Source organism: Aquirhabdus parva (assembly GCF_003351745.1).
Taxonomy (GTDB): domain Bacteria; phylum Pseudomonadota; class Gammaproteobacteria; order Pseudomonadales; family Moraxellaceae; genus Aquirhabdus; species Aquirhabdus parva.
In genome coordinates, this window is sequence record NZ_CP031222.1 from 1,339,255 (window position 1) to 1,362,763 (window position 23,509).

General features: G+C 43.5%; 19 protein-coding genes. 12 read left to right on the plus strand and 7 right to left on the minus strand.

Annotated elements, in window-relative coordinates; genetic code table 11:
* Positions 1–426: 426 nt before the first annotated feature.
* From HYN46_RS05985 to HYN46_RS06025, 9 genes are all read left to right on the plus strand, one after another.
* A complete protein-coding gene (locus HYN46_RS05985) occupies positions 427–1,278 on the plus strand; it encodes an alpha/beta fold hydrolase (protein ID WP_114898530.1) in 852 nt (283 codons plus the stop codon).
* Complete coding sequence (locus HYN46_RS05990; RefSeq protein ID WP_114898531.1) at positions 1,275–2,171, plus strand: alpha/beta fold hydrolase; 897 nt, start codon at positions 1,275–1,277, stop codon at positions 2,169–2,171. The genes HYN46_RS05985 and HYN46_RS05990 overlap by 4 nt, the downstream gene beginning before the upstream one ends.
* Positions 2,168–3,715: an FAD-dependent oxidoreductase gene (locus HYN46_RS05995; protein ID WP_114898532.1), complete on the plus strand. Its 1,548-nt coding sequence runs from the start codon at positions 2,168–2,170 to the stop codon at positions 3,713–3,715. Before HYN46_RS05990 ends, HYN46_RS05995 begins: the two co-directional genes overlap by 4 nt.
* Positions 3,716–3,744: 29 nt before the next feature.
* Positions 3,745–5,133, plus strand: a complete 1,389-nt coding sequence (locus HYN46_RS06000) for an amidohydrolase family protein (RefSeq protein WP_114898533.1) — start codon at positions 3,745–3,747, stop codon at positions 5,131–5,133.
* 59 nt (positions 5,134–5,192) lie between these two features.
* Entirely contained in the window at positions 5,193–6,401 is a 1,209-nt protein-coding gene (locus HYN46_RS06005) for an MFS transporter (RefSeq protein WP_114898534.1), read from the plus strand.
* 509 nt (positions 6,402–6,910) lie between these two features.
* The gene (locus tag HYN46_RS06010; protein WP_114898535.1) at positions 6,911–7,639 is read left to right on the plus strand and encodes an OmpW/AlkL family protein; all 729 of its coding nucleotides are present in this window, start codon (positions 6,911–6,913) and stop codon (positions 7,637–7,639) included.
* Between the two features lie 355 nt (positions 7,640–7,994).
* Entirely contained in the window at positions 7,995–8,663 is a 669-nt protein-coding gene (locus HYN46_RS06015; protein ID WP_210009417.1) for a TetR/AcrR family transcriptional regulator, read from the plus strand.
* Between the two features lie 305 nt (positions 8,664–8,968).
* Complete coding sequence (locus HYN46_RS06020; protein ID WP_228254902.1) at positions 8,969–10,459, plus strand: flavin-containing monooxygenase; 1,491 nt, start codon at positions 8,969–8,971, stop codon at positions 10,457–10,459.
* Between the two features lie 290 nt (positions 10,460–10,749).
* The gene (locus HYN46_RS06025) at positions 10,750–11,727 is read left to right on the plus strand and encodes a metal-dependent hydrolase (RefSeq protein WP_114898537.1); all 978 of its coding nucleotides are present in this window, start codon (positions 10,750–10,752) and stop codon (positions 11,725–11,727) included.
* Positions 11,728–11,878: 151 nt separating this feature from the next.
* Here the strand turns inward: HYN46_RS06025 and HYN46_RS06030 are convergent, their stop codons facing one another.
* The 4 genes from HYN46_RS06030 to yrfG form a co-directional block, all read right to left on the minus strand.
* Positions 11,879–13,978, minus strand: coding sequence for a GGDEF/EAL domain-containing response regulator (locus HYN46_RS06030; RefSeq protein ID WP_114898538.1), 2,100 nt, complete (start codon positions 13,976–13,978; stop codon positions 11,879–11,881).
* A 324-nt stretch (positions 13,979–14,302) separates the two neighbouring features.
* Positions 14,303–16,108, minus strand: a complete 1,806-nt coding sequence (locus tag HYN46_RS06035; RefSeq protein ID WP_114898539.1) for a hypothetical protein — start codon at positions 16,106–16,108, stop codon at positions 14,303–14,305.
* A gap of 354 nt (positions 16,109–16,462) precedes the next feature.
* Positions 16,463–16,906, minus strand: coding sequence for an RNA-binding S4 domain-containing protein (locus tag HYN46_RS06040; RefSeq protein WP_114898540.1), 444 nt, complete (start codon positions 16,904–16,906; stop codon positions 16,463–16,465).
* 42 nt (positions 16,907–16,948) lie between these two features.
* Positions 16,949–17,635: a GMP/IMP nucleotidase gene (gene yrfG / locus HYN46_RS06045; protein ID WP_114898541.1), complete on the minus strand. Its 687-nt coding sequence runs from the start codon at positions 17,633–17,635 to the stop codon at positions 16,949–16,951.
* A gap of 123 nt (positions 17,636–17,758) precedes the next feature.
* Here yrfG and cysQ point away from each other — a divergent pair, with 123 nt between their 5' ends.
* Positions 17,759–18,658, plus strand: a complete 900-nt coding sequence (gene cysQ, locus HYN46_RS06050; protein ID WP_162818101.1) for a 3'(2'),5'-bisphosphate nucleotidase CysQ — start codon at positions 17,759–17,761, stop codon at positions 18,656–18,658.
* Here cysQ and HYN46_RS06055 read toward each other — a convergent pair whose 3' ends face one another.
* The 3 genes from HYN46_RS06055 to HYN46_RS06065 form a co-directional block, all read right to left on the minus strand.
* The gene (locus tag HYN46_RS06055; RefSeq protein ID WP_114898543.1) at positions 18,659–19,147 is read right to left on the minus strand and encodes a protein tyrosine phosphatase family protein; all 489 of its coding nucleotides are present in this window, start codon (positions 19,145–19,147) and stop codon (positions 18,659–18,661) included.
* A 32-nt stretch (positions 19,148–19,179) separates the two neighbouring features.
* A complete protein-coding gene (locus HYN46_RS06060) occupies positions 19,180–20,244 on the minus strand; it encodes a 3-deoxy-7-phosphoheptulonate synthase (protein ID WP_114900642.1) in 1,065 nt (354 codons plus the stop codon).
* 181 nt (positions 20,245–20,425) lie between these two features.
* On the minus strand, positions 20,426–21,316 hold the full coding sequence (locus HYN46_RS06065) for a sulfite exporter TauE/SafE family protein (protein ID WP_114898544.1): 891 nt from the start codon (positions 21,314–21,316) through the stop codon (positions 20,426–20,428).
* Positions 21,317–21,514: 198 nt separating this feature from the next.
* Here HYN46_RS06065 and lpxB point away from each other — a divergent pair, with 198 nt between their 5' ends.
* On the plus strand, positions 21,515–22,756 hold the full coding sequence (gene lpxB / locus HYN46_RS06070) for a lipid-A-disaccharide synthase (RefSeq protein ID WP_114898545.1): 1,242 nt from the start codon (positions 21,515–21,517) through the stop codon (positions 22,754–22,756).
* Positions 22,743–23,435, plus strand: a complete 693-nt coding sequence (rnhB, locus tag HYN46_RS06075; RefSeq protein WP_228254903.1) for a ribonuclease HII — start codon at positions 22,743–22,745, stop codon at positions 23,433–23,435. Before lpxB ends, rnhB begins: the two co-directional genes overlap by 14 nt.
* Positions 23,436–23,509 lie beyond the last annotated feature (74 nt).

A 23,509-nucleotide genomic window follows, 5' to 3' on the forward strand; every position in this document is an offset into this window, starting at 1 on the left:
TAGGTGAATTATCGTTAATAACAAGTGCTCTCATGTTTTCTCCATTATATAACATCAGTTTCTTTTCCAATCCATGACCTTATCAAGTCAGCAACATGTTAAGCATGCCATTGAAGATAGTTGCTAGATTTTTCTGAATAGTTGGATTCCATTAACTTCACCCACTTTACGGATACGAAGTGTCCGTAAAGTGGGTGAATAGCAACTTCTTCTGTAAACATTAGATCTACACGATTTTTATTATGTTGGGGAAGTTTTCACTACATAAGGGAAATTCGAGCATGAAGATTTTTTCTTTTATCTAGTCATTCTTGCCTTTTCACTAGTCTTAAGATTTCCAAGAATATATTAAAAAAATTGGAGCAAATGTTGACAAAATATATTTATGGATACATAGTATCCATAAATAGGCGTGAGTACATAACAATGAATAATTGGTCTAAACCGCAAGTTGATTCGCGGTTCGCATTGGTGGATGGTCTACGGATTCATTACAAGCTTGCGGGGGATGGGCCTGCCGTGATGCTGTTGCATGGTAGCGCTTCGTCTTTGCAAGGATTTGAACAGGTAGCGGCGTTATTGGCTAAGTCATTTACCGTTATTAGACCTGATTTATCAGGTTTTGGACTGACGGGGCCTCGACCTGACGGTGATTATCGGATCGAGACTTATGTATCTACGCTAGCTCGATTCATGGATGCACTTCAAATAAAGAAATATAGCGTTGTGGGAAATTCGTTGGGTGGCAATGTTGCTTGGAATATGGCTCTGGAACACCCTGAGCGTCTGAACGGAATTGTCCTGATTAATGCGACGGGTTATCCAGAAAAGTCACTCCCCTCAGGAATGCGCTTAGCGCGTAATCCATTACTACGACCTTTGCTGCGGTTATGGCTGCCACGCAGAGCCACAGAGAGAAATCTGAAATCCATTGTTGGGTCTACATCAACCATTGTGAATGGTGAGATGGTAGACAGGGTGCATGGCTTAATGTCTTTGCCTGGCAATCGATCTGCCTTCATTGATTTTGTAAATACTGATCAGAAAGATCGGAGTAAAGAGATCCATAAAATTCTAGTTCCCACGCTGGTGCTGCGTAGTGCGCGCGTAGATGGCCAGCATTTCTCTAGTGACATCATTAACCATCAAGAGCTGATCCATAACGACGGCGGGCATCTACTTCCTGAGGAGGATCCGGTATGGGTTGCAGGAGCAGTCGAAAAGTTTTTGCAGTCATTGGCTGACCCTAAGCAACAATTAGTAGGAGCTAAATCATGAAGTATTTTGTCGCTCAAGGCGAAGATCGAAATTTTGGCATAAGCACGAGGTCGACATTGCGTGGCAGTTACATTGAGCTTTTTGATGGTGTTACTCATTATGAGCTTTTAGGCCCAGAAGCAGGGGAGATCGTCGTGTTGGTGGGGGGCTTGACTGTGCCATTGTTTTACTGGGATCAAGTGGTTGCGGTATTGCATGATGCAGGCTTGCGTACGCTGACTTATAGCAGTTATGGACGTGGTTATTCAGATCGAATTCGAGGTACTTATGATGATGCATTATTCATACGGCAGATCAATGACTTGATTCAATCCCTGAATATAACTGAGCCGCTTCATGTTGTTGGTGCGTCCATGGGGGCTCTTATAGCAATGGAGTATGTGAGTCAGAATGCAGTATCTGTCTCTTCATTAACCATTGCAGGACCTGCTGGGCTTGCTAAAAAACCGCTTGCATTACGTTTATTGCAGTCGAGTGACTCACTGGCAGGATTTGTGGCAAAGAACTTTGGACGTAAGTTGCTAGCAAAGCATGAGAGCAATGATCTTGGGGATCGTGCCCGCGCCGCTGAGCTTTCCGCAATGCTACAGGATGCATATCAGTACGAAGGAAGCCTTTATGCGGTTTTCGATACTGTACAGCATTTTAATCTTTTTAATCGCACTGCATTGTATAAGGCGGTCTCGGCTTCATATGTTCCCTCAATGCTGATTTGGGGTAAGGATGATCTTGTGACACCGATCGACAACCTAGATGAAGCCCGTGACTTATTACAACCTGAGCAATCTCATGTCCTAGAGTGCGGTCATATGGTGCCGTTTGAGCGCTCACGTGATGTTGCCAATTTAATTCAAGCGTTTATAAAAATACATAGCATGAGGAGTACATCATGAACAAAAAAACGAACGACAAAATTATTGATGTCCTGATCATCGGCGCTGGTCCTGCGGGTACGGCACTGGCGATCGATCTCCAGCGCCGAGGTCTCAATATCCGCATCGTAGACAAAGCACCTACGAGCTTTGAAGGCTCCAGAGCAAAGGGTGTGCAGCCAAGGACATTGGAAGTTTTTCAAGATCTTGGCTTAGTCAAAGACGTGCTGCAAGCTGGTAGCTTATATCCACTGCTTGGTGTACATCTTGGACCATTGGTCATACCTTGGCGGATGATGTCCAAACGAGCACCTTCATCGGACGTACCATTTCCGAATGTTTTATTGATTCCACAATTCAGTACTGATGCTGCGCTGCATGCTCGGTTTGAGTCGCTGGGCGGTGTGGTTGAGTATGGTAAACAGTTCGTTTCCTTAAGCCAAATCGAAGATTACGTCATTGTTAATGTAGAAGGAGCTGATGGCGTTGTAGAGGAAATCAGCGCACGCTATATGGTTGGAGCAGATGGAGGATCTAGCAAAGTACGTCAGCAGTTAGGCATTAAATTCGCAGGATCGACCATTGAAGAAGATCGTATCATCATTGTAGATGGCGTAACGACGGGTTTGTCTCGCAATCGCTGGCATATTTGGCCAGGTAAAAGTGGGCAGTTCATAGCAGCTTGCCCGCTGCCGCATAGCGAATTGTTCCAGTGGATGATCCGTATTGCTCCCGATGAGCAGCCTGAACTTGAACTGTCTGCCATCAATGCTCGTATTCAAAAACGTATTGCTAATTTGAATGTCGTCTTAAGTGATATACGCTGGAAATCCGTATTTAGACCAAATATCCGAATGGCTGAGCATTATCGCAGTGGACGCGTATTTCTTACAGGGGATGCGGGTCATGTGCATACCCCAGCTGGGGCACAAGGTCTCAATACGGGTATTCAGGATTCGTACAATTTGGGTTGGAAACTGGCTCAGGTTCTCGCAGGTGCGGATAGCGGTTTACTAGATAGCTATGAAGCAGAGCGCTGGCCTATAGCAGCGTCCGTACTGGCATTGTCAACCAAAAAATATGATGGCATCGCAAAACTTGATCCATCGAGTATTCGACGGGGTAAGGATGAAACTCAACTGACCTTGACCTATCGTAATGGACCACTCGCATTGAATAGCAGTCATACCCCAACTTTACAGGCTGGAGATCGTGCCCCTGATGCAAATCTGACCGCAGTCCATGGTGGAAATGTCTGTTTGTTCGATATCTTCCAAGGACCACAATTCACTGTCATCGGATTTGGAGCATATGCTGCGCAAGTGGTTAATGCACTGGAGTGGTCTTCAAACGGTGCGGGGTTAAAGCGTGTGCTTATTAATGTAGACAGTACACATAGTGCAGATTACGTCTTAAAAGACTCAGAGCAAGCATTTAGCCGTGCCTATGGTATTACTGGAGATATTGTAATTTTGATTCGTCCAGATGGTTATATCGGTCATATGGCGAACCCAGAAAAACCAGAAAAACTAAAAACTTATATCAAGAAAATTACACCCAGATAACAAATGATCATTCATACGGAGGAAATTCTATGAACCAGATAATATTACGTGGTGCAACAGTCATTACGATGGCGGCTGGCAGGCCAGATTTTGAGTATCTTGATATTCTGGTAGAAGGAAGTCGGATCACTAAAATGGAACGTCACCTTGAGATGATAGATGCCGAAGTGGTCGATTTTAAAGGGCGCATACTTATTCCTGGTCTAGTGAATGCGCACTTACATAGCTGGCAAGCCGCGCTAAGATCAGTTGGGGCTGACTGGACCTTGCTAGAGTATCTTGCCCAAGCGCATGGTGGTCTCGCAAAGCATTATACGCCAGACGATATGCGTATCGCTGCGCGTGCCTGTGCTTTGAATCAGATCAACTGCGGGACAACAACGCTAGGCGACTGGTGCCATAACGCGCAAACACCAGAGCACACCGATAATGCACTTCAAGGCCTCATTGAGTCAGGCATTCGTGCGGTTTTTTTACATGGTATGCCACATAAAGTTCGGCAATCTCCACACCCAATGCAAGAAGTCGATCGCTTACTCAAAGGCCCAATATCCGCTCATGAATTGCTAACACTCGGAATCGCAATCCCAGGACCTCAGTATTCCAAGTCAGACATTGCATTAGCTGATTTTCGCTGTGCTCGTGAACGCGATATCGTTGTGTCTATGCATCAAAGTGGTGGAAAGCCCGGAGAAGCTTGGGAGGCTGTACGCAATGCAAATTTGATTGGCCCGAGGACCAATATCGTGCACGGGAATGAAATCCCAGATGAGTGGCTGGAAATATTCGTTGATGCTGGTGCGAGCTTCACCTCGACACCAGAAAATGAGTTGGGTCAAGGCCATGGTTTCCCCATCACAGGTCGACTGTTGTGCATTGGGTCTGCACCATCACTGGGTACGGATGTTGATACTGTCGTATCTGGAGAAGTTCTGACCGCAGCACGTATAGCATTGGCTCAACAGCGAGGACTTGATCATGAGCAACAGAGACACGTCTCTGGTCTTTTCTCTCCTAAGCGAACGATCACCTCTAAGCAGGCGCTTTCATGGGCGACAGTGGAGGGTGCACGAGCACTTGGTCTTGCTGATCGTGTAGGTCGATTAGAGATAGGAATGCAGGCAGATATTGTCGCGATTGATGCTCGCGCTTTGAATTTGTGGCCCGCGCATGATCCTGTTGCCACCGCCTTGCAGGCGAGCATTGCAAATATCGAAGCGGTGATGATAGCGGGTCAATGGCACAAACGTGATTACACGTTATTAGATAGAAATGTTCATTTGGTCAAAGACCAATTGTATGAGTCAGGGCTACGACTCGTTGGAGTCCTGCAATCTGATCACTTAACAGCACGGTTACGGCAGAAGGTGATCAATCACGTTGTACATAGGACGTTGATTAAACAGAGTCGTTCTTAATTTTTTTTTAAAATAAGCTGCCGAATTAGCGGAGCCTTTAGGGTTGAGATTTTTAGCTTGTGAAGACTATTCCAGAAACGACGAAAGATATTACCGTCACCAATATTTATCCATCGCGTGCTCTAATTTTTTTGTTAGCGTGCTCATGTGGTTTGATTGTGGCGAATCTGTATTATGCCCAACCTCTCATTGGCTTAATTGCACCAGATATCCATTTATCGCCTGTCGCAAGTGGTTTGATCGTGACCTTAACCCAAATCGGCTATTGTCTGGGGTTGTTGTTATTGGTGCCACTGAGTGATTTACTGGAAAATCGCAAACTGGTTTTGTGGGGAATGGGTGGCGGCTTGCTCACCTTAATTGCCGCTGCTTTGTCACAGACGGCTATGGTCTTTTTATTTTCGTGCTTTTGTATCGGTCTTGGTTCGATTTCCGCGCAGATATTGATTTTAGTTGCGGCTCATATGGCGCCTGCGGAAGTGCGCGGACGTGTCGTTGGCAAGGTCATGAGCGGCTTGTTGATTGGTATCATGATGGCGCGTCCAGTGTCCAGTTTTATCGCAGCAAGCTTAGGCTGGCGATCAGTTTATGAGTTGTCAGCTGTGGCGATGGTGATACTCATGGGCGTGCTGTGGCGTTTGTTACCGTCGCGTGTGCCCGAAGCTCAGCAACATTATCCAGAGTTAATCGGTTCACTTTGGAAGCTGTTTGTACATACTCCAGAGTTACGCCGCCGTGCAGCTTATCAAGCCACTCTTTTTGCGAGTTTTAGTCTGTATTGGACAGCAGTCCCTTTGATTTTAGCTTCTCCACGATTCGGTTTGACCCAAAATGGCATTGGTCTCTTTGCACTGGTAGGGGGGGCAGGTGCTGTCGCAGCACCTATTGCGGGTTGGCTTGCCGACCATGGTAAATCGCATTTGACGACGGGATTGTCTATTACGATTGTGGCTTTGGCATTCTTGCTTGCTTGGTATGGCGGCTTACATTCCTTAGTCGCACTTTTGGTTGCAGGCGTGATTTTGGATTTTGGAGTACAAACCAATTTGGTTGTCGGTCAGCGCACATTATTTTCTCTCGGCGAGCATGCTCGTGGACGATTGAATGGTTTGTTTATTGCGATATTTTTTTTAGGCGGGGCAGTGGGCTCTGCGTTGGCAAGTGTTAGCTATAACTATGGAGGTTGGCCGCTTGTTTGTGTCATTGGTATGATTTTTCCAATTCTGGCTCTATTTTTATATAGCACAGAGAAGCCTTTTAAATTCTAGAAATTATTCAATATTTTTAGTTGATTTGCTACTTAATTCAAGTCTTTTTTTAAAGATTAATTCTCATGATTAATCAGTCTTTTTCAGGCTATTAATTTATGGATCATGTTGACAATTTTAATTTATGGATACATAGTATCCATAAATGATACGTGTGAAAATTATACACTCCGCTCCAGCAATTCTAGATACAAGCCGTGGATGAATAGTTAAGCGTATAGATACTGATTCTGTCATTGGGAGTATGTGGGAATTGATGGTGAGCTGGAAAGAAAATGAAATTTGCTGATACGACGAAGGCTTAAATGTGTCGAATGAGTTAGTAAAGTTAAAGCATCAATAATCTAGTTTATCTGTAAAAAAACAGCCATATTTTTGGTTGCGGGTTTTTATTGCCAAAAATAGACCTCAGGGAGGATGTAGTTATGATTTAGGGTGAGTTTTGTAAACAAAATAAATAAGAAAATATTCTGTTTATTTAATTATCAATATATTAAGGACTATGAAAAATGAAATTAAGGAATATTGTACTAACGATGGCAATTATTCAATCTATTAATGCTGCACATGCAATGGGTGCAGGCGATACATTAGTTAACCTTGGTTGGATTAATATGGAACCGAATGAGGTAAGTCAGCCTTTGCTAGTCACAGCTATGGGACACACGAACTCTATAGTGGGGTCAGGCACAAGTCTTAGAGATGCAAACACAGGAGCCCTGACGGTAAGCTATTTCTTTACTGATCATCTCGCAGTAGAAATGGTATTGGGCATTCCACCAACAGTGCATCTAGATGGAACAGGATCTATTGCAAAAATTGGCGAGTTAGGAAAAGCTAAGGCGAATGTACCCACTGTCGAGAGTTTCTATTATTTTGGCACAAAAGATTCTGCACTTAGACCGTTTCTTGGAGTAGGGGTATCTTATGCCAAATATACCGGTATTGAGTTGACGCAACATGTTGCTGATGGCGAATTCCTTGCCTCTAGTAAAACAGGCACGGCACTGGTTGGCCCAACAATTGCCCATATTGACTCCAATTTCTTCCCTATTTTCACAGGTGGATTGCTTTACCAAATTACTCCTAAATGGTCGGCTCGAGTGTCCGCTTCTTATATTCCCCTTCGATTAGATGCGACTCTAAATACTCAAGCTCCAGTTGGTACGGTTACTTCAGAAGTTAAGAGTTCTTTGAATACTTTGATGACTTTTTTTTCCGTAGGTTATACGTTTTAAATCGTTTAGGACGTAAAACTAAAGAGAGCTGAATATATCCTGTAGTCTTGGAGAATGAGCCTCAAGTACGCTAGAGGTTCATTTAGGTTGATCGATTAACATCTTTGATTCAATTGAGGGCCTATGCCAAAACGCCCAAACTATCTCAACAGTGACCTCTACATTGCCATAAGTGCCGAGTACAATAATCTGTATATTTTAAAGAAGGCCTTTGTCGTTGGTTTATGCGTAAAGTAGCTAAGTTCTGCTATTATTTACTTGTTAATTAATGGGCATTCAGTCTACATCATCATGATTGTTGTGGTTCAGCTCAAAATCATAGCGTGAATTCAATTGCAACATATAAGAGGTTACGGTGTCGTCAGCTCAAGTTTCTTTAGGTCGCCCTTCCATTCCACTTGATCGTATATTGATGGCCGCGCTGCAAATCGTCAATGACGAAGGTGCTGACGCTCTAACATTACGGTATCTAGCGAAGCAGTTGAGTTCTGGTACTGCGACACTATATCGTCACTTCGAGAGCAGAGAGGATTTGATTGCTCAAGTTGTAGATCGTGTATTTGCCGAAATGGAATCCTCTATGCCCGGCATTGATAATTTGGGTTGGGAAATGACTTGTCGTATGCTGGCAAATCATATGTTCAAGGTTCTTTGCCATCATCGTGGTGTGGCACCACTTCTGCTTCAATCGGTTCCGAAAGGCCCTAATGCGATGATTCAACGAGAACGTAGTCTTGCTTTATTGCTTGCTAATGGTTTCTCAACGCCACTTGCCGTAAGAGCCTATGTAACATTAGCGCGCTATGTTTTAGGTTTTGCAGTACAACTTTCAGATCGGCATGATGAGGACAGGGATAATGCCCAGATAACGGCAACCTTCCTGAAGTTGGACAGGGCTGCATTTCCAGCTACTTTCGCAGTTATAGACGAATTTCCTATACCTCTGGAAGAAGAATTTTCATTTGGATTGGAGTTGATGATCGCGGGTTTAAGCCAGATTCGTAAATGTGATTTAAATCAATAGCAATAACCTATTTCACTCACTCTTTGCAGAGGTACTGCGAGAGAGAGATCTTTGTCTTCAGCAGTTAATCAAATACGACTCTATCAGTCATAACTCGTTTGCAGTGCGTTGACAACATGTTTGAGCTATTTGGCTTTCATATCTATTCTCAATACAAGTAAATGTGTTCATTGTAAACATTGGCATTAGAAGATAGTATTTGGCATCCAAAGACCTAGATTGCATGTCTTAATAATGAAACCATATAAAGGTATTTCGTGTGGTTTGCTACAGCTGATTTCCATAAATATTAAGGTGAATAGTTAGTGAAGAAGTTATCTCCTCAAGCTCAAGTGACTCATCACGATGTCGTGATTGTGGGCAGCGGTTTTTCTGGTTTAGGTATGGGGGTTTACCTCAAGAAAGCTGGGCGCAATGATTTTGTGATTTTGGAAAAGGCGGGAGATATAGGTGGTACTTGGCGCGACAATCACTATCCTGGTGCGGCTTGCGATGTCCCTTCACACATGTATTCTTTCTCTTTTGAACAGAATCCAAATTGGTCACGTTTTTATTCAGGTCAGGCCGAGATTCTGGCTTATATGAAAGGTATTGCCGCAAAATATGATTTGATGCCACATGTCCGAGTGAATAGCGAATTATTAGAATCTCGCTGGGATGAAGCACAAGGTCTATGGCATCTGAAAACAGGTAATGGCAATCAATATACCGCACGTGTGGTTATATCAGGAATTGGTGGTTTGAGCCGTCCCGCTTTACCGAAAGTCAAAGGGTTAGATAGCTTTAAAGGGACTACATTTCACTCTGCGCAGTGGAACCATGATTATGATTTGACTGGTAAACGTGTTGCCGTTATCGGAACTGGGGCAAGTGCCATTCAGTTTGTGCCGCAGATTGCTGAGCGAGTGAGTAAGCTTGTTTTATTACAACGTACACCGCCATGGCTGGTTCCAAAACCTGATGGGCTGATTCATGATAGTGTGAAGCAATTATTTAAATATATTCCTGTTTCCCAGCGACTCTTCCGCAGCAGTATTTATTGGCAAGCCGAAGGTTTTGCTTTGGGATTCATTAATCCGAAGCTGATGACGGTGATTGAGAAGCTGGCTCGCTGGCATTTGTCCAACCAAGTGAAGGATCCTGTACTCCGCGCAAAACTGACTCCAAATTACACCATTGGTTGTAAACGTGTTTTATTTTCAAATAACTATTATCCCGCATTAGCGCGTGAAAACGTTGAAGTGGTGGCGGCTGGTGCGCAGGAGATCCGTGCACACAGTGTAGTTGATGCGGAAGGTAATGAGCATGAAGTTGATGCGATTATCTTTGCAACAGGCTTTGACGTACATGATCCATTAGGACCTTTGCATATTTATGATCGTGAGGGGATTGAGGTGCGTCAGCGTCGTGGTGGTCTTAGTGCTTATTTGGGCACAACTTTGAAAGGTCTACCAAATTTGTTCATGTTACTGGGGCCTAATACCGCATTAGGTCATAACTCAATTATCTTTATGATTGAATCACAAATTAAGTATGCGATTCAGTGTCTTGATGAAATGGATCGTAAGAAAGTGTCTGTCATGGAAGTAAAACCTGCCGCTCAAGATGCTTACAATGACAAGATCCAAGAAGAGCTTAAGCGCATGGTCTGGAGTGAAGGCGGGTGTAAGAGCTGGTATCTTGATGAAGACGGTAAGAATGTAACGATTTGGCCTGGTTTCACATGGCGCTATTGGATGAAAACCCGTCGACCAAACTTTCGTAACTTTACTTTTGGTCAGCGTCCATCGGCTTGATGTATTTACGTTGTGAGTTGAGGTAGTGAATTGAAATGAATCATGTGAATCAGATCCACATCTCATAAATCTGATGCTGTGATTCTTTTGATTTATTAGCTTTAAATTAAATAGATAAATCATAGTGCTTTGATTTACCTATCTTTGTGTTATTGGTTCAGAGTCCAGTTTTTTTGATTGGATTTGCATATTTACCGACAACGCTGTTTTACAAACTAATTCATACTTTCTGAGTATAATCAGTAGAACAGGGTGATTGGCTAAATCATTTATTTGTGAGGAGTAGGATTATGGGCGTTCTTTCTGCCATCAAGACGAGTGTGGGTAAGCATTCTGCTTCTCATACTGCAACGCATATTGTCCCGCGTAAGGTTAAGTTTGATTGGAGCCATACTCCACTTGAATGGATTCCTGGTAGCCCCTTTGCCAGTCATTTTATCAATGAAATTAATACGATTTTACCCGCAGGTGAATTTTGGTTTTGCCGACTCTACAATAAAGCATTACCATTGATCACTGACGATAAGTTACGTGAAGACGTGCAAATGTTTATTCGTCAGGAAGCCATGCATGCCCGTGCTCATGGCAGTGCCATCGCCGAATATTTACAATCGCATAATATCGACACCGAACGTAATACCAAAATTATGGATTGGTTGTTTGATGAGGCTTTGGCGGATGCGCCATTGGGCGTCAATGTGCCTAAGTTTTTGGAAAAGCGTTGGCTCATTATTCGCTTAGGATTGATTGCGACCATCGAACATATGACCTGTGTGCTGGGTAATTATGTACTAGAGAATAAAGCATGGGATAAAGCTGGTGCTGATCCTGTCTTGCTTGACCTATTACGCTGGCATGGCGCTGAAGAAGTTGAACACCGTAGTGTGGCATTTGATTTGTATCAGCATTTAGGTGGTGATTACCTATCGAGATACTATCTGTCCTTAGTTGCTGTTCCGATGATTTTGGGACTTTGGGTGGATGGTGCTGCTCATATCATGAGCCAAGATGAGCAATACAAGAGTAAGAAGCCGAGTGTGTTCAAGCCTTGGGTGTGGTTGCAATGGGCTAAAGAAAGTAAAACTGGGCATTTACCTCATCCATTATGGCTGATTGCTCAGCAAGTCTCTTATTTCAGTCCTTGGTATAATCCCGTGACTGAAGGCTCAACCGAAGACGCACTCGCTTATTTAGCTACCTCTCCTGCGGCCAAACGCGCAACAGAGATGGCTGCTAAACCTGTAGCTGAAGCGGTGGCTGCTTCTTAAGAAATAGTGTTTGAAGTGAATGAAAATCACAAAAAAACTGCCTTAGATGACTAAGGCAGTTTTTTATACCTAACAACAAAGGATATTTAGAGGATTATTGATTGAAAATAACCTCATATACTTTTTGTTCATTTAAAAATTTCGGATACATTTATCCTTCAAAGACCATATCTTCGGAAGGCATTTGCAAATAATACCCTTGCAGATAGCGAGCTCCCATTGACCATGCTTTAGACATGGCGGTTGGATTTTCAATATAAGCAATCATCACTTGAGAACCATGAGAGGTGACATTGGCTGTAATCTTCTTTACCGCTTGTACGTTCTCTTCGTTAGACAGGTCTTGGACAAAAGATTTATCAATCTTAACCAGATCAATTTCAAGATGATTGAGTAAGCTCATGGAGTTCATGGATGAACCAAAGTTATTGATTGAAACTTGACAGCCTTTTTCCCTAAAGGCATGGATATTATCGCGGGCAAGTTTGAGATAATTGGTAGCATCACTTTCATTAAATTGCAAAATAAGTGGTTTATTTTCAGCGCCGCCAATTGCGGTAGTCAGTTTGCTGACCAGTAGCGGTAAGCTTGTATCTTGCAGTGAATCTGAACTTAGATTAATCAGCAGACGCGTGCCGGGGTGAGCAGCAAGCTGTCCTTTGAGTCGTTTACAGGCGTTGAGCAATATCCAACGATCCAGTCGGCTTTCCATGCCATAGCGGTGTGCGACGGGCATGAATTCATCCGGCTGCATGATTTTTCCATCAGCCAAGGGGAGACGAGCATAAACTTCGAATAATGGATTTGCATCATTACGGGTATCGTAGATGGATTGAAACATCAGTTTGAAGTTGCCCTTTTCTAAGGCTTCTTCTAGAAGTTCACGTAATGCCTGATCGGATTGGCTGGCATTTTCTGCTGGATTGTAGAGGTTGATGCCATTACCAATACCATGATTTTGCAGTTTTACTTTATCAGCTGAATTAAATGCGCGGGACAACAGCTCCGTTGCATTCGGTGATGTTTCACTAATCATGGCGATACCAATACTTACTGTCGTCTGAATGGTACGATTTCCAATACTGATCAATGACTTAGAAATCTGTTCAGTCGTTGCTTGGGCATAAGCACTAATGGACTCAGGGGAAGTATTGGGAACGAGGGTTGCGAATGTGGAGTCACCAAAGCGATAGTTCTGCGCGTTAGAAAATTGCGAAGATAAAATTTCAGCTACTTTTTGTACGGTCGCATCACTTCCCGCAAGTCCTGTACTCGCACTAATCTGGCCAATGTTATCGATGCTGGTAAAGAGCAGAGCATATTGCTGCTTAAACTTGATAGCGTTATCCCTGGTAGCTTCTAAAGCTTCTTCGAAAGCACGACGATTACCAAGGTTTGTCAAGCCATCGAGACGCTCAATGGCGGCAAGCTGTGCTTCAAGCAATTGGGTGTTTGCTTTAGCCTGATGCTGAATAATCATTTGGATACAGGGCTCGCCTTCAAAGCTTGCTGGCCCTATCTGCAAGGTGGCCTCAAAGCGGCTTCCATCGGCACAAACACCGCAGAAGTTAAAGTCCGCAACATTGCGTCCAGTTTTAGTATAAACCTTAAGGAAATCCTTGAACTCCATTAGATCCTTACTATCAACAAGATCAATCACGGGCATGCCAATCAGTTCATCGAGTGACTCATAGCCAAAAAGCTCTAGATAAGACTCATTGGCAAATATGTGTACGCCTTCATCGATATATGAAACCGCGGTTTTAGAGTTTTTAAGGAAGAGTTGACTACGTCGCTCAGCATCACCTAGCAGAAGTTCTAAATTGCGCTCGTTTCTACGGTGCTCAAGATTACGCAGTTCGCGACGAATCGATTGAATGAGCAGTAGTGGGCGACTGGTGGGCAAAACATCTGAAACACCCAATGTATACGCTTTGAAGAAAGGGGAGTTTGCAGATTCTTTTTGATTCAAGTCAAAGGAGGTGTGATCACTCAAGAGGAGGATCACTGGTAAATCCAGTCCATGGCTTTGAATCTGGCGCATGACATCTTCATAGCTAATGTCGTAGCCTGAGATAAACAAAATGATATCCCAAGTATGGCGAAACGCTTTTTCTAGCTCTTCACGATCATCAAGGATCTGGATACGAGTCGGGATGCCTTGAGTTTTCAGTAAGTCTGTTAATTCGTCAGCAATTGCAGGTGACTCATCTACTACCAGTAGACGCAGACTCTCACTTTTTCTACTCATCAATAGATAACCTTTCTTTCCATGTTTGAGGCGATAACGCTTACAAATGTTGTTGAGTGATGAACTTTTATCCGTGATCAAAGACCGTGCTGGTGTACAGCAACATCAAAGATTTAAAGGATATAAAAAAAATGAGAAATCAGCAGTTATTAAAATCTGAACAATTTAAATATAACTTCACTGTCAACATCTTCCTTATTGTAAACACGGTCACACAATCAAACTGTCATACAATTCATCATCAAAGTATGACTAGATTTGATGTTTAAGGCAAATACAGATTCTATATGTAGCCTATTGAATCGAATATATTCATTCGATTTTCTATAGCGTATTCCATACCTCATCGAACTCATCTTGAGCATTACTCTTCGCAGCTTTTTTCTGTTCTGCTTTTTGTCCTGCTAAAGTGGCAAGTAGATTAGATTTGGTTTGTTCATCTTTAAGACTTTGTAATAACACAAACTCAAATTGACTAAAGCTTTGTGTGATTACCAGTTCACGTGTCAACTGTGCACGTACTTCTTCAGATCCAAGTCGAATGGAAATTTTATGTCCAGATCGAAATGCTAGGGTGGGGGTAATAATCGTTGTGGCTCGATTCTGTTCTTTCACTTCGGGGAGTAGCAATGTACGCATATATTCACTGGAATAACCATCTTGGCGTATGACGCGCGCACCGCAAGCTTTACCTTGCTGAGAGAGAATCTCGACACCAAATTCGGCACCTGTATGCAGATGTTGTTGGACCCAGCGAATCAGTCCGATGCTCCACGTTGAGCTATTGTGCTCGCGAACGGCAATGAGTTCACCGCTTCTAAGGACGGAAGGGGTTGTTCCTTGCCAACGAATACAATATCCACCCATGCTTATATTGACGATTTGACACTCGTAAGACTCAAGATATTCCCGGGTTGCATTTTGGCGTATCTGTTCTTCTTGAGCGGTATAAATGACATCGCTATCGATCTGAAAGGTATTGGAAATTCCTGGGTGTGGGGTGTTTGCAGTGAGCTGTTGATTCTGAATAACCGTCTCAAAATTCTGCTGACCAGAAGTTTGGTAGTGAGTGCCGATCAAACCCAGTGATAAATAAACAGTCCCTTTACGGGGATGGCGTTCGGATGAACGCTCCATAGGCGGTTTTAATGTGTGTAGCAAATGCAGTTTTAAAGTCGCTGAAAGGAGAGTTTCTTCAGCAGGATTGAGTAGCTCTGGATCATTTGTGTTTAGATTTTCGAAATGGGCAAGTAGTGGCCGGGCATCGATATAAAACATTTCAGGAGTGATTTCCTTCAACTCCGTAATGTACATCGGTGGAGCGTCAATGGCTGTATCCACCAGAAATAAATCTTCTTGACTTGGAGCAGCGGAAATTTTTAATAAATCGACCCATATCTCACTCAGCTGGCTGATTTTTTTGATTTCAGCTTGACGTAGTTTATTGGTATTGCAAGTCGACATAAAGATAGAGCGCAGATAAGCCTGTTGTATGGTCAAGGCTTTTCCATAAATTTGATTTTCATCACGTAAGCTGAAAGACCCTAGATCGAATTGTTCCGCGAGATTGAACAGCTCATGCAGACGTAACCACATGCCTTTATAAATCGGTAGATACAAGAGTTTTGATTCTGCGAGTAGCCTGAAAAACTCTGTAAGACCGCGATGGGTTGCTTGACCAATTAGCTGCAACATGGACTTCTTTTTGCCTATCGCAAACAGTCCAAAGTTTTGAGCTTGATAGTTTTCCGCGGTTCGAAGTGCAATGCCTCTATAAACCATGGCAGAATAGACCCGTAGTTGCTGAGCGAGTCCAGCGATACGTTCTGCACGTTGGTCTAAGAGGACATTCTGATTGATGTAGTGTTTCGAAAGGGACTCAATAATGGTGTAGATCGCGGGCCTGAGCACTTCCATGAGTTCATAACGCACTGGATCTGGAATATCTTCAACCGCGAGGAGTTCTTGCAGGGTAATATACAATTGTTTGGCCGTTTCTCCGACATTCAACATGGATAAACTGGCGACCCAAGTCTGCATTTCAGATTTTGTTGCACCCACTAATGATAAGTGGGTGACTTCTTCTGGAGGTAGTTCTGCATTTAGCAATTTGATAATATTTAGATTCATTACACGTCAGCTCCATTCCCCAAAAAACCTATAACCTTCCTTGGCATAGATTTCAATTTTAAGAATCAAATAAACAACAGATGAAAGCATGGTCAGCAAAAAAATCCAATTGCAAATAATTCGTGCTTTTGGAGCGTTACCACGCCGCCTAATCAACCGTGTCACATCTATTCGCGATGTCTCCAAGACAGCTGTTAATCGCTGCTAAGTGATTGAAGTCACATCTAGCATTCAATATATATTAAAAAAAATATTAAAGGTAGGCTTGTTGAATATTTGTGCAAAACATGTCAAGTGTGACTCGTTTTTCTCAGAATTATTTTGAGAAAAGATATATTTCTTGAGGGGGGGGAGTCAGAAGCCTTCATCGAAACTACGATCTCGGGTTGAATTCTGCTGAAAGCGTTGTAATTGTTGTCGCTCGTGTTTATTTGGACGATGATCTGGGCGTGCCTGATTGGATAGTTTTCGCGCTGCATTCATTAATTCGCGTCGTGCAATGCTGGCTTCAGTCTCTTGGTAAAGGTGTTGTGCAACTGTTGCATTCCCACGCGTCACCGATAATGACGTAATCTCTACAGTCTTTTCATCAAATCCTTGACGAATCGTAAGCTCCATGCCAACACGAATTTCTTTACTAACTTTGACACGTTCACCTTGAAAGTGGACCTTTCCCCCTTCAATTGCTTCTTTCGCAAGCGTGCGGGTACGGTAGAAGCGGGCGGCCCATAGCCATTTATCAATACGAACCGCGCTACTTTGAGAGGAGTCAGTTGAAGAGGTGTGTGATGGCTTCATGGGTCGAGTACCTCAAATTAGATAGCAAAAGAGTTTATGTGTTTACCTGTTTTTGATGAGACTGTTTTGTAGTTCGTGAATAAACTCGGACCACTCGCTGATCGCTGGATAATGTAAATTAGTACGTGCAGGTAATAGGCTATCCGGTTGTTCTATACCGAGAACATGTAAGCCATACTTATGCGCTGCATGTAGGACGGATTCACTGTCATCGACTAAGAGACTTCGTGCAGGTGTGAATGGTTTTTGTAGCTGGAGTGATTGCCAAAATCCGACTTGCTCCTTAGCATAGCCGTAGTCATGACTAGAGATAATGTCTGAAAAATAGCTCGCCAATCCAGTTTTTTCAAGTTTTATAGCCAATGCCTGAGGATGGGCGTTGGTCACAAGCCAAAGTATTTTACCATGATTTTTCAACGTTTCGAGGAGTGGTTGTACGCCTGAACGTAGCGAAATACGGTCACGGTGTTGGATTTTGAGCGCTTGTAAATCAAGACCTAATAAATCGCTCCAATAGGGCAATGAATACCAGTTCAGTGAGCCTTCTTGTTGCTTGAATATGGGGGTCAGAGTGAGCAGGGCATGCTCATGCGAGACATCCTGTTCTGTCGCCCAAGTTTTGACAACGACCTCACGCCAAAAAAAGTTGTCAAATGCGAGATCAAGTAATGTGCCATCCATATCAAACATAATGATGTCAATTTGATTCCATGCAATACTTAAACCCATAGCAACCTGATCTAATCAATAATAAACCTAATCGTTTATTATAAATTTTTCTCATCTAAAAGTATCGTGTGGGGCGCAGGTTTATCGTTTCTACACGTAAGACTTTATTCAATGGTTCATTTTATGACGTTAAATCAACAATCCATACTGCCGAGCACATTGCCCAAACTTGATTTGGAAAATTTATTGGATGCAGTTGTTAGCATTACTCAAGAGGCGGGTGAGCTGCTCACGGTTTTTTATAATCAACATTTACAGAGTGCGATTGATGTACAGCGTAAAGATGATACATCCCCAGTAACTGCTGCTGACATTGCTGCCCATGATTTGATTGAGGCGGCACTCTTAAAATTGATACCAGAGATTCCTGTACTCTCTGAAGAGTCTGCAGATGTCTCTGAGCGTAACGAGTGGTCACGTTTTTGGTTAGTTGATCCTCTTGATGGTACCCGTGAGTTCATCAATAAAACGGGCGAATTCACTGTGAATATCGCATTGGTTGAAGCGGGTCATGTAGTACTCGGGGTTATCGGGGTTCCACTTAAACAGCAAGTCTATGCGGCTATTCATGATCTAAATCCAGAAAACCCGATCAAACATGCTTATCGAATTGATGCGGACAAGAGTCGTCATGTTTTACATAATCGCCAAGTCGATGGTCAGTATTTGAATACCGCGATGTCGCGTAAATCTAAGCGGCCTCAATATGCGGAGTATCAAGAGCAATTGTTACAAGCGGGCTTACAGCTCAATATTGTCAATGCGGGAAGTGCTTATAAATTTTGTTTAATGGCTGATGGCTCCATTGATTTATACCCACGTTTGCACCCGACGTCAGAGTGGGATACCGCAGCTGGGCAGTGTTTGCTTGAGGTTCTAGGGGGAGGAATTGTCGATTTGGTAGGAAAACCATTTCGCTATAACCAACGAGATCATTTGTTAAATGGATCTTTTATTGCTGTAGCAGATCTGAGTCTATTGCCTGCGGTGCTACCAAAAGCATTCGTGCACTTTGAAGAGTAATTAGCGACTAGAGTAGTGGTGATGAACCTGTTGAATGAGCTGTTGCCAGATGTCATTGGGTATCCAGACATCATGCAATAGAGCAAGTGCATCAGGTTCAGACATTTTTAAATAATAAATACGATATAAATAAACTAAAGTGGATACCCGCATATTCAATGCGCAGTGTAACCAGACCTTTTTATCACGCGAAGCATGCAGAAAATTCAAGAGGTTGAGTGCTTGAGAGAGGGATGGGCGATCAAAGAGTAGCGGCAGGTTAAGGTAATCCATTCCTCGCTCTAAGACGTACCGATCTTCACCGACTATCGCATTGCTGGCATCAGTGAGCGCCAGATTAATAACAATTTCAAAACCGGCTTTTGCAATCAGGTCAAACTCGTCAAGTTGAGGTTGACCCGAGGTTGCAAGGTTTTCATGAATAGAGCGATATACCAAAACTCGTGATAAAGATTTTTGAAGATCCTCATGTTTTTGGTAATCGTTCATAGACTAAACCTTTAGCATGTTTGACCAAGCGATCAACGTTTAGCGATCACTTCTTTTAATGCATTGTGCATTTCTAGAATTGCATTTTCTGTAGTCTGCCAGTCGATACAACCATCGGTTACAGACTTGCCGTATTCAAGCTTTGACAGGTCTGCTGGAATATCCTGACGCCCACCATTGATGTGACTCTCGACCATCAATCCTACGATGGAGTTATTGCCATCCAAGATTTGATTGGTGATGTTCTTTAAGACCAACGGCTGTAGATACGGGTCCTTATTGGAGTTTGCGTGGCTAGCATCAATCATGATTTTGCCACTGACCTTGGCTTTAGACAGCGCTGCTTCGACAGCCGCAACGGCTGTTGAGTCATAGTTTGGCTTACCTGCACCACCGCGTAGAACAACGTGAGCATAAGGGTTGCCTTTGGTACGAATGACCGACACTTGTCCGTCATGATTCAGACCTAAAAAACTATGTCCTGATGCAACTGCTTGCATTGCATTGATGGCAACGGTCATGCCACCATCCGTACCATTTTTAAAGCCAACAGGCGATGATAATCCTGAAGACATTTCACGGTGAGTTTGGCTTTCGGTTGTGCGGGCACCAATTGCTGACCAGCTAATAAGGTCTTGTAGATATTGTGGTGAGTTAGGATCCAGTGCTTCAGTCGCACATGGTAAGCCTTGTTCATTGAGCTCTAGTAGTAATTTACGACCAAGGCGGAGCCCTTTTTCAACATCAAAGGAATCGTTCATGTCAGGATCGTTAATGAGACCTTTCCAACCCACAGTTGTCCGTGGTTTTTCAAAATAGACACGCATAACCAAGTACAGCGTATCTTTGACTTGTTCAGCAAGAACTTTAAGGCGGTTTGCGTAGTCGTGTGCGGCGACTGGGTCATGAATTGAACAAGGACCGATGACGACAAACAAGCGCGGGTCTGTGCCATCCAAAATAGCACGGATGGTTTGACGGCCTGATAATACGGTAGCTTTGGCTTCTTCAGAAAGCGGTAATTCTGCTTTTAATTCGGCAGGCGTAACCAGAAGATCTACGGCTTCGATATTAATATCTTCGACTTGCTCATCAATTCCATTGACGCGGTTGACTTCAACCTGATCGATATTTGCTGCACTTGTTGTTGCCACGACACACTCACCAAAAAAAGTTAACGATTAACTGCTAAGGATGGGGGCAAGCGCCGATCAGTGCAAGGGATTGACATGAAAAAAACCGCTCGAATTGAGCGGTTTCTAAGTTTTTTTTGCTGTTTTAGCTTACTGATGGGGTTATTTGCACTTTATTGTTTGAAATCACTGCTGCTGGTGCAACTGAGGCAGGGGCTTTAGCCTTGGTTGGATTGATGATGAAGTTTACGCCAAGAAGTAATAGCGTGATCCCCAAAATGCGGCGAATATGATGTTCAGGCAGTCTTGAACTAATTAAGGTGCCGATGATGATGGCAGGAATGGCACCAATAAGCAGCATGGTCAGCATATGAAAATCAACGTTGCCAGAGACCAAATGCCCAAGCCCAGCCACCAAGGTGAGCAAAACGGCATGTGCTACATCTGATCCAATCACACGAATCATCGGCAGATTAGGGAATAACAACACTAATGCCATGACGCCGAATGCACCTGCGCCAACAGAAGATAAAGTCACGAAAATACCCAAAACAGCGCCCATGAAAACGACAAGGGGCTTGTTTTTGAGTAGCGCAGTAGCGTGTTCATCTTGGCTTCTTTCTGATGAGTCATGACGTTTACGGGCAAAGAAACGTTCGATTTGTGCGCGAAAAACAATAGATACGCCTGTTAAGACCAGCATGAATCCCAAGACCATGGTCAGCAGTTTTTTGTATTCATTGGCGGAACTAAAGAAATGATGGAGAGCCCATGTTGTTCCCAGAGATGCGGGAATACTGCCGATTGCCAGCCATAGAACGATTGGCCAGACGATATTGAGTTTTTTTGCATGGACTAGCGAGCCACAGAATTTAGAAATAGAGGCATAGAGTAGGTCTGTCCCAATCGCGACATTCGCTGGAACGCCCATGACGCTAATGAGGATCGGTGTCATTAGTGAACCACCGCCCACACCAGTTACACCGACACAAAATCCGACAAGGAGTCCAGCAAGAATGAAATAGATATCTGGCATATTAGATTTTTAGATAAGTTTAGTAGAAATTGTGCGGAAGGGTAGTCTGGTTTGCTTAGACTTACAATTGAATAAATCATCTTAGCTTATGAATTATTATTATATTAAAGTTTCTTAATGATAAAAAAAATTCGCAATGAATTTATCTCCAGTCGGCAATGCTAAACTAAAGAATATTTATAGTGTGGATCGCGTGGTATGTTAACTATTGGAATGGTCGCTGGGGAGTTATCAGGAGATACTCTGGGCGCTGATCTCATTCGCGAAATAAAAAAAACGCATCCTGATGCACGATTTCTAGGTATTGGTGGACCACAGATGCAAGCCGAAGGCTTGACCAGTTTGTATCCACTGGAAAGACTGTCATTATTTGGTTTGTTTGAAGTATTGGGCCGACTTCCAGAGCTATTTCGAATCAGAGATGGATTGGTTGAAACATTTGAGCAAGAGAAAATAGATGTTTTTATTGGTGTTGATGCGCCGGACTTTAATCTGCGCCTGTCTAAGAAGTTAAAAGATCGTCAGCAAAATGCTGAAAATCAAAATCTTTCAAATTCTCACCTCATCAAGACTGTGCAATATGTCAGTCCATCGGTATGGGCATGGCGGCAGGGCCGTGTTGTGAGTATTGGTGCTTCTGTCGATTTAGTTTTGTGCTTGCTGCCTTTTGAAGTCGACTTTTATACCAAGCACGATGTGCATGCTGTTTTTGTTGGTCATCCTTTAGCGCGGCTGTTGCCCCTAGACCATCAAGTAGAAACAGGGAAGCAGGAACTGGGTATTGCCCCAGAGCAAGCCATTATTGGCTTACTGCCGGGAAGTCGTTCAAGCGAGGTGGCGCAAGTTGGAGGCATCTTGCTTGAAAGTGCAGGGCAGTTGTTAAAGCAGTTCCCTGGTTTACGTTTTATGATTCCTGCAGCAAATGAAGCCAGGTTGACTCAGATCAAGGCTTTGGTTGCAGATCAGCCACAGGCTATTCAGCAGGCTGTACAAGTGCTTGAGCCCGATGATCGTGCCATGTTATCTGGAAATCTCGGACGTCGTGTGATGGCTGCCAGCGACATTGTAATGTTGGCTTCCGGAACGGCAACGCTTGAAGCACTGTTACTGGGTAGGCCAATGGTCGTCGTTGGACGAGTACATTGGTTAACCTATTTGTTTGTACGCTGGATGATTAAGATTCCATGGCTTTCACTACCAAATATCTTGGCAGGCCGACGTTTAGTTCCAGAGCTTATTCAATCACAAGCGACGGTCAGTAATGTTGTTGCTGAGATGAAAAATTTACTCAGTGATCCTCATTTCCGTTTGGGGCCTTGGCAGACACAGCATGTGGAGCTGGAGCGCATTCATACACGTTTGAAAAGTGAAAATGTAAGCTCTGCTGCAGAGGCGGTTCTTGCTCTTTTGCCAAAGGAGAGAGTCGATGCCACTGTTTAACAACAATTCCAACGACCCATTAATCATTAGCAATAGTAATATGCACGGCATTGGTGTATTGGAACGTTCCGTTCAAGCGATTCAGGTGCCTTTGGATTTTTGTATCGCCGGTGTGGACGAAGCAGGGCGAGGACCGTTGGTTGGCTCAGTGGTTGCAGCAGCCGTAATTTTGGATCCTAGCCGCCCGATTCTAGGCATTAATGATTCCAAAAAATTAACCGAAAAGCAGCGCAATCGCTTATTTGATCTGATCATTGAGAATGCGGCAGCCTATTGCATCGCTGAAGCAACGCCGGCAGAGATAGATGAACTCAATATTTTGCATGCCACGATGCTGGCCATGCGACGAGCCGTCCATGGTTTACCCATTATGCCGCGTCTGGCATTGATTGATGGGAATCGATGTCCTGATATCCATGTACCCAGCCAAGCGTTGGTCGGTGGTGATGGTTTAGAGGCATGTATCGGTGCAGCCAGTATTCTGGCTAAAGTCACACGTGATCGTCAGCTTGAAGCGTTGGATATCACCTACCCAATGTATGGCTTTGCCAAGCACAAAGGTTATCCCACCGCAGCGCATGTTGCTGCGTTGATGACCCATGGCGCGATCGATAGTCATCGACGTTCATTTAAACCTGTACGGGATGCATTAGAGAAATTTTCATCGACTCGCATTTAAGTCATTGGGGCATTATTACGTTATTACGTTTCTTCATTTGTGTTCTGAAAACACCAACAAAAGAAGCATTATTT

Coding starts and splice junctions, on each gene's coding strand:
- HYN46_RS06065 (WP_114898544.1), bottom strand. CDS start 21,316: ATGCCAGATATCTATTTCATTCTTGCTGGACTCCTTGTCGGATTTTGT.
- rnhB (WP_228254903.1), top strand. CDS start 22,743: ATGCCACTGTTTAACAACAATTCCAACGACCCATTAATCATTAGCAAT.
- HYN46_RS06025 (WP_114898537.1), top strand. CDS start 10,750: ATGGGCGTTCTTTCTGCCATCAAGACGAGTGTGGGTAAGCATTCTGCT.
- HYN46_RS05990 (WP_114898531.1), top strand. CDS start 1,275: ATGAAGTATTTTGTCGCTCAAGGCGAAGATCGAAATTTTGGCATAAGC.
- HYN46_RS06010 (WP_114898535.1), top strand. CDS start 6,911: ATGAAATTAAGGAATATTGTACTAACGATGGCAATTATTCAATCTATT.
- HYN46_RS06055 (WP_114898543.1), bottom strand. CDS start 19,147: ATGAACGATTACCAAAAACATGAGGATCTTCAAAAATCTTTATCACGA.
- HYN46_RS05995 (WP_114898532.1), top strand. CDS start 2,168: ATGAACAAAAAAACGAACGACAAAATTATTGATGTCCTGATCATCGGC.
- yrfG (WP_114898541.1), bottom strand. CDS start 17,635: ATGGGTTTAAGTATTGCATGGAATCAAATTGACATCATTATGTTTGAT.
- HYN46_RS06000 (WP_114898533.1), top strand. CDS start 3,745: ATGAACCAGATAATATTACGTGGTGCAACAGTCATTACGATGGCGGCT.
- HYN46_RS06040 (WP_114898540.1), bottom strand. CDS start 16,906: ATGAAGCCATCACACACCTCTTCAACTGACTCCTCTCAAAGTAGCGCG.
- HYN46_RS06035 (WP_114898539.1), bottom strand. CDS start 16,108: ATGAATCTAAATATTATCAAATTGCTAAATGCAGAACTACCTCCAGAA.
- lpxB (WP_114898545.1), top strand. CDS start 21,515: ATGTTAACTATTGGAATGGTCGCTGGGGAGTTATCAGGAGATACTCTG.
- cysQ (WP_162818101.1), top strand. CDS start 17,759: ATGACGTTAAATCAACAATCCATACTGCCGAGCACATTGCCCAAACTT.
- HYN46_RS05985 (WP_114898530.1), top strand. CDS start 427: ATGAATAATTGGTCTAAACCGCAAGTTGATTCGCGGTTCGCATTGGTG.
- HYN46_RS06030 (WP_114898538.1), bottom strand. CDS start 13,978: ATGAGTAGAAAAAGTGAGAGTCTGCGTCTACTGGTAGTAGATGAGTCA.